The sequence below is a fragment of the Tangfeifania diversioriginum genome (assembly GCF_900141875.1).
Lineage (GTDB): Bacteria > Bacteroidota > Bacteroidia > Bacteroidales > Prolixibacteraceae > Tangfeifania > Tangfeifania diversioriginum.
The window spans coordinates 1-12,117 of sequence record NZ_FQZE01000005.1 but is presented as its reverse complement, the minus strand read 5'-3'; the positions used below and the strand labels follow the sequence as shown (position 1 = coordinate 12,117).

Annotated in this window: 7 protein-coding genes; 4 read left to right on the top strand and 3 right to left on the bottom strand. The window is 39.3% G+C overall.

The features are described from left to right. The first annotated feature begins 49 nt into the window (after positions 1-49). From BUC07_RS04360 to BUC07_RS04345, 4 genes are all read left to right on the top strand, one after another. A complete protein-coding gene (locus BUC07_RS04360; protein WP_073166116.1) occupies positions 50-814 on the top strand; it encodes an SDR family NAD(P)-dependent oxidoreductase in 765 nt (254 codons plus the stop codon). 276 nt (positions 815-1,090) lie between these two features. Then, positions 1,091-1,801 (top strand): glycosyltransferase family A protein, encoded by a 711-nt coding sequence (locus tag BUC07_RS04355; RefSeq protein ID WP_073166114.1) that lies wholly within the window; start codon positions 1,091-1,093, stop codon positions 1,799-1,801. Positions 1,802-1,983: 182 nt separating this feature from the next. After that, the gene (locus tag BUC07_RS04350) at positions 1,984-3,054 is read left to right on the top strand and encodes a sensor histidine kinase (protein ID WP_073166111.1); all 1,071 of its coding nucleotides are present in this window, start codon (positions 1,984-1,986) and stop codon (positions 3,052-3,054) included. Beyond that, entirely contained in the window at positions 3,044-3,766 is a 723-nt protein-coding gene (locus tag BUC07_RS04345) for a LytR/AlgR family response regulator transcription factor (RefSeq protein WP_073166108.1), read from the top strand. The genes BUC07_RS04350 and BUC07_RS04345 overlap by 11 nt, the downstream gene beginning before the upstream one ends. Positions 3,767-3,770: 4 nt before the next feature. Here BUC07_RS04345 and BUC07_RS04340 read toward each other — a convergent pair whose 3' ends face one another. From BUC07_RS04340 to BUC07_RS20875, 3 genes are all read right to left on the bottom strand, one after another. Then, a complete protein-coding gene (locus BUC07_RS04340) occupies positions 3,771-4,514 on the bottom strand; it encodes a nitroreductase family protein (RefSeq protein WP_073166105.1) in 744 nt (247 codons plus the stop codon). Between the two features lie 128 nt (positions 4,515-4,642). After that, entirely contained in the window at positions 4,643-10,804 is a 6,162-nt protein-coding gene (locus BUC07_RS04335) for a T9SS type A sorting domain-containing protein (RefSeq protein WP_175552458.1), read from the bottom strand. Between the two features lie 860 nt (positions 10,805-11,664). Next, positions 11,665-11,811 (bottom strand): hypothetical protein, encoded by a 147-nt coding sequence (locus tag BUC07_RS20875; protein ID WP_175552457.1) that lies wholly within the window; start codon positions 11,809-11,811, stop codon positions 11,665-11,667. Positions 11,812-12,117: the final 306 nt, after the last annotated feature.

The window sequence follows — 12,117 nt, the reverse complement described above, 5'->3', positions numbered from 1 at the left end:
AAATTTTCACTACCAGTTAAAATCGTGTATTTTTCTAAATATCAACAAAATGAAAAAAATAGCATTAATTACAGGCGCAACATCGGGAATTGGTGAGGCAACAGCTAACCTGCTGGCTGAAAACAATTTTAACCTCATTCTAACAGGAAGAAGGGAGGATCGACTTTCGGACCTGAAGGAAAAAATTCAGCATGAATCCGGTTCAGAAGTGTTGACATTAAAATTTGATATTAGAAATTCGGCTGAAACAGAACAAGCCATTAACAGCCTTCCGGACAACTGGAAAAACATTGATGTTTTAATAAACAATGCCGGACTTGCGGTGGGTTTCTCTTCCATTGCTGACGGGGCAACTGACGACTGGGGACGAATGATAGACACCAATATTAAAGGTTTGTTGTACATTACACGGCTTGTTTCGCAACAAATGGTTAAAAGAGGCGAAGGCCATATTGTGAACATTTCATCCATTGCCGGAAGAGAAACGTACCCCATGGGAAATGTTTACTGTGCCACCAAACATGCCGTGCAATCGCTTACCAAAGGATTGCGGCTCGATTTTTTGAAACACGGCCTTAAAGTTTCCTCGGTTTGTCCGGGTGCGGTCGATACCGAGTTTGCCCTTGTCAGGTATAAAGGCAACGAGGAACGCGCACGAGAGGTTTACAAAGGTTATACGCCATTGAATGCCGAAGATGTGGCGGAAACCATTCTGTTCGTTGTAACGCGCCCTAAACATGTTAATATCGACGATATACTTGTGATGCCAACCGACCAGGCCTACTCGCGCGATTTTAACAGAAACGAAACATAGCCAGTTTTATTCATGCGTTTAGTTTGATGTAGATAAGACGTCGGAACCCATTGATATAGTTGTCTATTTCAAGGGTTTCGCAACGAAGCAGATGCATTAAAATAAACGCACTTGAGAAAAATATTTTTTTTTGTATTTTTTATGCATCCGCTTAACCAAGTAGACTTTAATAATGTAAAATATTTTTCATGAATTAAACGGGATAGATGTTATTTTTGAAGAATTAAGCAGAAATTCCGTTTCACGGCCTAACTTTGCAGCTATTAACGATATAAAATGTCAGAAGCAATTGTAATAACGCCGGTAAAAAATTCGCCCGAAACAACCTTAAAAACAATTGAGGCCATTTGCCAGTCGGGTTGTGAAAACAACTACTATGTTTTTAATGATTTTAGCGAAAGGGCAACCAAAGATCTGCTCGAAAAAACAAGGAAGAAACTAAACTTCAACCTGATTCATCTTGAAGAAGTTACAACAAACCCGTCGCCCAATTACAAACTAGTGTTGGAAATGGCACAGGAAAAGGCGTTGAAAAAAAACCTGCCACTAATCATCATCGAGTCGGATGTAATTATTAAACCTGACACGATTACCGAGCTGCTGAAGATAAACGAAACAGCTGAAAATCCGGGTCTGGTTGGAGCCATCACAACCGATAAAAAAGGCAACTACAACTTCCCTTACAATTTTGAAAAAAAGAAAAGCGACAAAATTGTGAATACCTCTCACAGCCTGAGTTTCTGTTGCACGTTGCTGTCGGTTCCATTTCTCAGTGCATTTAATTTTACTGAATTATCGCAAAAAAAGGATTGGTTTGACGTGTCGATTAGCCGTCAATCCAAAAAAATGGGGTTCAATAATTACCTGGCAAAGGGCGTGAGGGTTTTGCACCTTCCCCACTCCAGCCGGCCCTGGAAAAATTTAAAATACAGCAATCCGTTTTTATACTATTTCAAAAAAATCACCCAAAAACGTGACCGGATTTAATATTACAATGGTGAAATTTAGTGGTGGTTAAGAAATGAGCACGGAAGGTAACATTTTGAAAAAATTTGTAGCTTTATATGTTACAAAATTTTTCAAAATATACTCATAGAATTAACTACTCTTTTTAACCGCCCTAAAAGGACGGTGCAATTTTTTAAAAACGCAGGCCAAAGTAAAACTGAATGGAAAAAACAAAATTATATCATCGGCTGAAAATTGCAGGGCACATTCTGTTTTGGTTGGTTAGCATCGGTATAATGTTGTTTTTTTTCTATTTCAACGAAAAGCGCGTCCACTTCGATGTTGCTATAATTGCCAAAGCATTAATCGCAAATTTTGGATTTGCAATGGGCGTTTATGTCAACCTTTACGTGCTGATTCCCCGGTTTCTGAAAAAGAAAAATTATGTTTTTTATATTTTCTGGCTCATTATATTATTAACCGTTTCCAGCTTAACCATCCAGTTTTTATTTATTTTGCCGCTCAGGAATATTCTCGATTTTGGCGAACGTTTCACTTCCTATGACTCGAACCTTCACTCGGCTTACTTTTTCGCCACACTCATTTATGTAGCTTTTACATCGTTTTTGAAATTTATAAAAGAATGGATTGCATTGCAGGATTTAAATTTAAAACTTGCCCGCATTGAGCAACAGAAACTGGAAGCGGAACTTAAAACGCTAAAAGGCCAGCTAAATCCTCACTTTCTTTTTAACTCGCTGAATAATATCTATTCGCTGGCGCTTGTGAAATCCGACAAAGTGCCCGGGCTGATTTTGCGTTTATCCGATTTAATGCGGCATATTATTTATGAATCGAGAGGAAATTACATTGCCCTTGAAAAAGAAATAGAATTTGTAAACAACTTTATTGAGCTGCAAAAAATCCGCGCACCTGAGGAAGTGAAAATTTCGTATGAGATTAAAGGAGAAATACCTTCGGCCAAAATCGCCCCGTTGCTTTTCGAGCCATTCATCGATAATGCGTTTAAACACGGGTTGCCTGGAAACAATGAAGATTTTATCCGTATATTTTTTGATTTCAGTAAATCCGGGGCCCTTCATTTTTATATTGAAAACAATTTTGATCCACCTGAAACCCAAATCAAAAAAACAGGTGGCATTGGTGTAAAAAATGTAAAACGCAGATTGAAGCATTTATACAGCCCGAATGATTATGCATTGGAAATTTCGGGCGAAAACAATATCTATTCAGTAAACCTACAGCTAAAACTTATTGAAAATGGAAATTAAAGCATTGATTATTGATGACGAACCGCTGGCACAAAATGTAATTGAGCAATATGCCTTAAAAATACCGCAACTGAAAATTGCAGGCAAATGCCACGATGCCATTTGTGCAAATGGGGTTTTACAGGAAAATGAAGTGGATTTAATCTTTCTTGATATTAATATGCCAAAACTGTCAGGGATTTCATTCCTAAAAAACTTAAAACAGCCCCCCATGGTAATTTTCACCACCGCCTATTCCGATTATGCACTCGAAGGTTTTGAACTGGATGCCATTGATTACCTGAAAAAACCATTCTCTTTTGAACGATTCAGCAAAGCTTTTTTTAAAGCGCATGAAATGTTCCTGTTGAAGAATAAACCCGGAAAAGATTTTCAGGAATCACCGCCGGAAAATGCTTTTGTATTTATTAAATCGAACAAAAAAACGTACAAAGTAAAATTCACTGAAATTGAATACATTGAAGGTTTGGGTGATTACATACAGGTACACCTGCAAAACCGAAAAATAATCACCAACCTTTCCATGAAAAAAATGCTGGAACTTTTACCTCCCAACCAGTTTTACCGCATTCATAAATCTTACATCATTTCAATCGATAAGATTGAATTGCTTGAAGGAAATATGGTGCAAATCAATGGGAAAAAGCTACCTGTAGGAAACAGCTACCGTCAGGATTTTCTGAAATTTATAAATGAAAAATTGGCTGACTAAAATTTCAGTCATTCAAAAATCCCTGATCACGTAATACCTGTAACATTTTTTCGGAAAAAAACAGGTTATCTTCCTCTTTGTACCTCACATCGGTAAAAACCTGAGCCAGCGTCTCCTTTTGATTTTCTTTAACAAACTGCTGCATTTCTGTCAGACTCTCCTTATAAGCATAAAACTCACGAATATTCTTCTCGGAATAATCACTGTATTTCTCGTGATGAACAACAGCTTCCAAAGGCAACCGGTCAGTCAAATCCGGTTTTTCATCCGGATAGCCAAGCGCAACAGTAGTTACCGGAAAAGTTAGTTTGGGCAGGTTTAAAACATCAATAATTTCCTTAGCATTATAAGTTGTGGTGCCCAGATAACAAATTCCCAGTCCATTGTTTTCAGCAGCCACACTTACATTTTGTGCCACCAGCAGTGCATCGATGGCTGCAGTGAAAAAGGAGATGAAATTGGCGTAACCAGGTTTTGCTTTATTCATTGTGCACCATTGGGAAAAACGGTTAAAATCTGCCACAAAAGTTAACAATACGGGGGCATTAACGGCCACCGGCTGATTAAAATGTAGTGGCGCAAGTTTTTGTTTTCGATCTTCTTCCTGAGTAACCAAAACACTGTAAACCTGCATATTTCCGGTTGTTGAGGCCCGTGTTCCTGAGTATAAAATACTTTCCAGCAATTTGGGATCAACAGGTTTGTTTTTAAACTTTCGTATGGTAACGTGATTATTTAAAACTTCCATTTGAATTATTTCTAATGATATTTTAACAAAAATAAAAAAACCTTCAAGGATTAAGAATACCTTGAAGGTTTAAAGGCAATAAAAAAGGGGAAGCAACGCTTCCCCCTTTTTAATCAATCAATTCGGTATTACCTTTTAACAATCCTCTCTGTTTTGGCGAGTCCGTCTTCAGTAAACATACTTACAACGTACACACCGCTAACCAGATTTGCAGTACGGATTTCCTGACTTGGATATTCAACATCCATTACTCTTTGACCAGCAATGTTGGTAATAACAACTCTTGTGAGTTTATCGCTATTCTCAATTTTGATGTGGCCATCGAATGGGTTCGGATAAACGTTGAACTCAATATTTTTAGTAATCATGTCGGCCGGAGTTGCAGTTAAGTCAACAATATCAGCCTCCATTCTTGGTTCTACTTTAAATGCATCGAGTCTTCCGTTTACAACACCGGTAACATCGTAGAAATTACCTTCTTCTGGTGCGTAAACATATAACCAGTCATTCACAACAACATCGTTGTCAGTTTCAGTGAAAATAGTCCATTCACCGTTACCTTCGTCAGCAGCAGTTGCACGTGCACCCTCAACAGTAACGAGGACACTTTCGTACATTTCATTTTCTGCTTCCATAGGTTCAACAACAAGTGGTTCAACTTCCAGCTGTGCATCAACTGCAGTAACTTCTGTTGCCTGAATAGTAGTTACGTCTGCTACTTCGGCAACAACACCAACAACTTCAGCACCATCGCCAATGGCAAGGTCAGCTGCATCAACATAAGCTACCCAGATTCCGCTCCAGGCTGCATTGGCATCCTGCATAAAGAATCCTTCGCCTTCAGCAATACCAGTAACAGTACCAGTTACACCCACAACGTCATCTAAAACCGGTGAATCATCTCCTTCACCCTGAACTTCGGCAATTGTCAATGATGTGAAACCTACAGATTCTAAAGTATCAGTTGTCCAGCACCAGTTGTTATCACGCACATAAACAACCCATGTATTAAATGAATCAACTGTCATAATGTTGTCATCCATCCATGTCAAATCACCTTCGAAACCGGCAGGTGCTATTGCGTATTGATAATCACTGGAGGTAACAACTGTACCACCAATTGCTGAAGCGGTAATCATATTATCGTCAACTTCCGTTGTTAGTATAATCTGAGTTTGGACAGGATCGAATGTGAATACCCCCATTTCAGATTTACAACCGAAATTGTCTTCTACTGTAATTTCATAGTGAACATCATCTATATTTTCACCATCAAATACAAAATTGTTAATATTGATCTCTGCTGTGAACCATTCAGTGGTATCTGTCTCAACTGGAATATCACTCTCAGTTACAGTATAAATAACACGGAACTCACGATCACTTTCACCCTGAACTTCTATTCTTGCAGAACCGAACTCATCACCGTAGCAACTTGTGTTAATTACATCGAATGTTATAGGTTCCGGACTTTCGATGTATTTTTCCACTTCAGCTATACATTCATTTTCATCCTTAGCAACAACTTTATAAGTGTGCCCAGCTTCAACAACATGGGAAGCATTAGATGTCCAGTTTCTAACCAATGCTCCATCTCTGTAAACCTGATATTCAGGAACTCCTGTTCCACCGCTTACAGTGATGATGTCAACTATACCAGCCAGGTCGTTTGCACAAATAAAGGCATCTTCATCAACAACAAGGTCAATAATAAACTCTTCTGGGTGGGTAATATAAGTAGAATCAACAAGTTGCCTGCAACCACTGGCATCAATTGCATAGATAAAATACATATCTTCCGGTCCAACATAGTTGGAAGTATCGTCCATGCTTGCATACAAGCCTGTTAACTCATCAGTAACTCCGTCATATTCTGCGTCGTCAAATACATAAGTTGTATCTGTACCATCGTAAATAGTACCTGTAACTTCATAAGTAAATGGAGCTCCATTTCCTCCAGTCACACTATTCAGCACGATTGAACCATTGGCCTCTCCGTAGCACGTTGCATTTGTTACTACTGTATCTGCACTGACAATCATTTCAGGTTCAGCAATAACAACACGGTGGTTATCAATAGTCTGTCCGTTCGGACGAATTTCTCCACCAATCCAGCAACCATTAGCATCAACTACCCAGGCAATAAATGTTCCGGCTTCAACTCCTGTAAATACGGGTTCTTCCGGCTGCCATAGGCTTTCATCTTCAAGGTCGGGCATATTCTGGTATGGATGTTCTGGTGAAACCACCTGTGATTCGGTGTAAGCATATTTATAAGGTGGGGTTCCACCTTCTACAATTATCTCAAATCTCCCATCGCTTCCACCATTACATGTAACATCGTTTATCCACATGGTTTCAACGATCTCAAGACTATCGGGTTGACGAATATGCCATGATTCAGCAGCCTGACATTTTGAAAGTGTATAACCTGCATCATCTCTGATGTAAAGTGTATGGTGACCATAAGTTAAAGTGTCGAATGTGAACTCAGTAACCCATACAGGATCGCCTTCTTCATCAAGTGGCAACCACATGTCTTCATCAACAGTCGGATTCTCGGAATTTACAAGTTGGAATTGGTAACCTTCAGTTCCCTGTCCTCCGGTAACGTTGGTAATGATAAATTGCCCGTCAGCACCGCCATGACAAGATACGTTCTTAACCTCCACATCATAGTCAAACGGAGAAGCTTCGCTGATAACTACTGTTTCAGAGTAAATACAACGTGTTTCGTTTATGGCAGGATCAACTGCCCCTTCGATAGCTGCTGTGTCATTTTGAACGTAAATAGTATGTGTGCCAAAACCTACATTGTCGAATGTATATTCTCCTTCATTGACAACGTCAGTCCATTCACCGTCATTCAGTTTAAACTGGTATCCCATGCCTAAATCTACCCAGCCACCGTCATTTACGGTAACTGAAACTGAACCGTCTTCCTCGCCACAATCACTTGGGAATGCAAAATCAGTAGTAACATCCCATGCTTCGGGTTCTTCAATAGAGATAATTGTAGGACCAAACATACAATCATTAGCATCGTAAACGATAACTTCATATTCACCTGCTGCTACTTGGAATATTTTTGAATCCACATCATCAGCAAATGCATATTCGCCATAACTAATGCCTTCAGAGTCGGTATTATTAATTACAACACGGTATTTATTTCCATCAGTACTGTATTCATCGTCTGTTTCCTGACCACCAAGTCCGTAGGTTCCACCTGTGCCGCCAGAAATGTCAATAAAAATCTCACCATCTTCTGCGCCGTTACAGCTAACATAGAGGCTGTCGAACTGAACATCTAAAGGAGCAGGTGAAAGTACATTGTAAGTTTCTGTAGCAGCTGGGCAACCATTTGCATCAGTTACACTAATCATATAAGTACCAGCTACAAGTTCATCAAATACCGGACTTTCCTGGTCTTCAACGATCAAAGAAGTTCCTTCTCCTACCTGAGATAAAGAATAAAGGTAACCCTCTGCTTCATTGCCACCTGTAACCGAACCGGTTAAATCAATATAACCGTCATCGTCACCATAACATGTAACAGGACCAACTTCAGCTTCGGCAATTTCAATTGCATCAAACCCTTCAATTTGGAAGGCCTCTGCTACCATATCACATGAATCTTTAACAGCTATCCAGTAGGATCCTTTTTGAAGCATCACAGTTAATGTACTGTCATTCTCAACGTCATCGTTATAGAATGGCAACCATTCATTATCAGGGTTGCTTAATGCAGCGTAGTTGTTTTTAATAATATACTTGTAACGGTCTCCTGTCAAAAACGGACTTCCGCCTGTCATTTTAATGGTAATGGAACCGTCCCAGTAGCCAAAACAGGTTGCATCTTCAGGAACCATTTCGAGTACTTCAAGCTCTTCCCCTTCTTCGATTTCCAATTCATAAGGAGCAGAAACACAACCATTGGGGTCTTCTGCTGTAAAATACCAGGTTCCGGCAGACAAGAAAGTCATATCTGTACCACTCAGTACTAAAGTCTGAGCATCAGACATATCAGATGATGCGGAATATTTATAGGTGTATTCTTCATCATCAAAGTCGTTTGCTTCGGAAATAAAAGAAACCAAAACATTAGTTGACCCGTCAAAACAGTAAATCTCAGGATCTGTTTCCGGAGTAGTTACTTCAATCTCAATAGGTTGAACATCATCCACAACAAATTCAACCGGAACTTCGCATCCCATGGAGTCCCTGACTGTCAATGTATGTGAACCTTCGGTTACCGCAAAAGTAGGATTACCTACCCAGTAAGGAGAACCATCAAGTGAATATTCATAATAAGGGTTATCATTCGCATCGTAGAATGGCCAGCCACCTTGAGCGAATGCTGTGGCATTTCCATCGTTCCCACCATCGCAGGTCGGAGCGTAAATGTTGTCAACTGAAAGATCAAGTGCTACTTCTGGCTCCTCAATTGTTACATCCTGCGAAATAACACAAGCATCCAAATTATCAGCATCCCTAACTTGTACAGTATAAACTCCGGCAGTCAGGTCTTCAAATATAAGTTCTTCCTGCCAGTTGGTACCATCAGTACTGAGTTCATAATTAACAGCTCCTGAAAGGCTGGTTACCGTAATTTTTCCGGTTGCACTTCCCTGACATACAACATGCTCCGGAATTACATCAAAATCTATCAATTCAGGAGACATAACAGGTACTTTGTTTCCACTACCGTCAGGATTACTGTATTCGTAAACACAGCCATTCGGGTCGCTTACAAACACACTGTAATTATTGGGAGCCAATCCGTCAACAATACCTCCGTCAACATCGGCTGTTCCTTCGCTTACAGCACCAGGCCCGAAAACTTCAAAAGTCCATCCTGTTAAGTCGGTGAGCGTATCATTCCCTGCCGGGTCGAGCCACCAAACTTCTTCAATCCAGATTTGTCCATTCGGACTATCAACACAAGCAACATCTTCATAATCCAAAGAAAATGCAGCGTCCAAAGGTTCTTGTATTTCTACGGTAATTGTTTCCGTGCAATACATATCCATTACGGCCACTGTGTGCGTACCACCTGGCAGTTCATCAAAAACTGTTGTAGCACCTGAGGCAACCTCTAAAGGAATACCACCGTTCAATGAAACTTTATAGTAGTCTCCTGCTCCATCATTCCATGGAGTTCCACCGGTACCCATTGTTGCAGTAATTTCACCATCTTCTTGGCCAAAACAGGAAACATCTGCAGTAGCAACGGCAGTAGCTCCGATAGATTCAGGTTGATCAATATAAACTTGTTCCCATCTGTTTGTCAAACTTTCGTTTACATCAAATAATTTGACGCAATTATTTACATCCTGCACAGCAATCCAATAAGAACCAGATTTTCTAAGTAACTGATTGGTTGAATAAGCAAAATTGTCCAACATCGTTTTGTCCCCGTAAAACCAGTCATACCTTACATCATCAATGTCTTCATCGGGAATAACATAATAGGTATAATCAGGTGTACCACCCGTAACGTTGTAAAACTGTATTTCGCCATTTCCTTCAAAACATTTTGCATCTTCCACTAACCATTCGAAAGTAACCGGTTCGGGTGCATTAATGGTAAAAGTAGTTAAAAGTGAAATACAACCATTTTCGTCTCTCACCTGAACTGTGTTCTCTCCGGGTGAAGAGTTTCCAACATTATTGTCAGTATATGACTGTCCGTTAAACGAATACTCAAAACCATCCGGTTCAACTGTTACATCTACAGTACTGTTATAACAAACAGCAGGATCAGGTGTTACGGTAATAACCTGCAAATCTTCAGCAACTGTAACAGTAAGGCTACCGTTGGTAAATTCACCTGTAAGAACCTGTTCATCACCGGAATCTTCATACAGATATTCACTTTTATCGGCATCCCATGTCAATGCAGTAGGATATTCAAATGCCGTATTTAACGGGAAATTGTCAATACTAAACTGAAGTTTCCCTATAACTGCCCTTTCAGGATCGTTGGCAATATCGACAGGTGTCGTAGAAGACCACTGAAAAAGCAATGTGTCTCCGGGTAATTCAGTAACCGAAATCCCTGAAAGCTCGGTAGCTTCCGGCACAAAATCTTCAAAATTGAAAATATCCCCGTCATAAGCCAGGTACAATTCCAATTCCTTAATTTTCTGAAAATCGCGTACTGAGATCTCCACTTCATAAGAGTTGGATTCATTATAACAGGCGCTGGCCTCTTCCGCAAAAGTCTCCAGCGTGGTTTGGGCTTCATCCTGAGCCCGTAATCCGTAAGGTGTCAGTAATACCAACATACCAAACAGCATTGTACTAATAAGCTGAGTAAATGTTTTTCTCATAGCATTTCTTTTTAAATTGAACTTAATTGATTGATTGATTTTAAAATATTTAATCTTTTAATCATAATTTCAGACAAAACTGTCTTTCCTAAATTGCAAAACATTACAAACGTATAAAATTTATCCGCAATGTACAAACTAAATGTGGAATAAAATAACTCGCTCTACACCTTTATTTTCAACAGGGGAGTATTGATAACCCGCGATGGTTGCTAAAATCTTTTTGTGCTTTTCTCATAGGCTTGCTTTTTATTAAAGTTTATGCAATTTTAAATTTATTTTTTCAAATAGCTATAATAATTGGTCATTTTTTTCGCTTTTGAAAAAAGGAAGGACAACATTTGACGAAGTAAAATATTATGGGAAATGCATTCATTTTGACGTTTTTTCAATCTTGGTTAATTCGAATTAATCAGAATAAATACCGGCACCATGTAAAAAACCCTGCTGCCCCAACACATTTTTTGCTGAAAAAAAATTTGGCAGGAGTAGTGCTTGTCATTTTTGTGCTGTCAACCACCTCGTGCAAAACCTGCAAATGTCCGGCCTACTCGCAAAACGTAACTAATCAGTCAGGTTTTTGTTTTCTTGATAATGGTGGGAAGAAGCCACAAAAAATAGCCCCGACCTTCAAAGGCTGTCTGAAAACAGGATGAAAAGAAAGTAATTTTTGCACCGGGTTTTAACCCGGTGACTTCATGATGAATGAAATTCGGCTTTAGCCTTTAACGTTCAGAAGTTTAACGGCTAAAGCCTCAAGTTTTCTAATGTTTTTTAATCACCGGGCTGAAGCCACGGTGTAAAAAATTATATTTTCACACAGCCTGTTTAAGCCATGGGTTATCCGAAATAAATTTTTTACACATCAAATCAATTAAACGAACAGGGTTGTCTGGTAAAACCATCATGTCATAGGAAAACATCATCAGTTCCTGCCTATTTTCGCCCGTTTTTATATGCATTGCCATCCGTTTTTAAATGAAACAATGGTTACAAATGAAGTTTGAATGAAGCCCCCTCATTCGCTGTTTCTCCAGATGATGCCTCCTCGAACATTCTTAAAAAACCCGTAAAAAACTGACAAAAAATGAATTAGTTGATTTTTACCCCGCTGAGAATTGAATATTTCAAAAGAATTCCACCCCATGCCCGGGATTTTTCAAAATATTAGCGCTAACCTACCTTATACACAATCATGCAACGTTGTTTAATTGTGCGAGTTGATTCTCAAGAAATTTAATACGCTTTTCTTTAAATGCTGCTTGGTT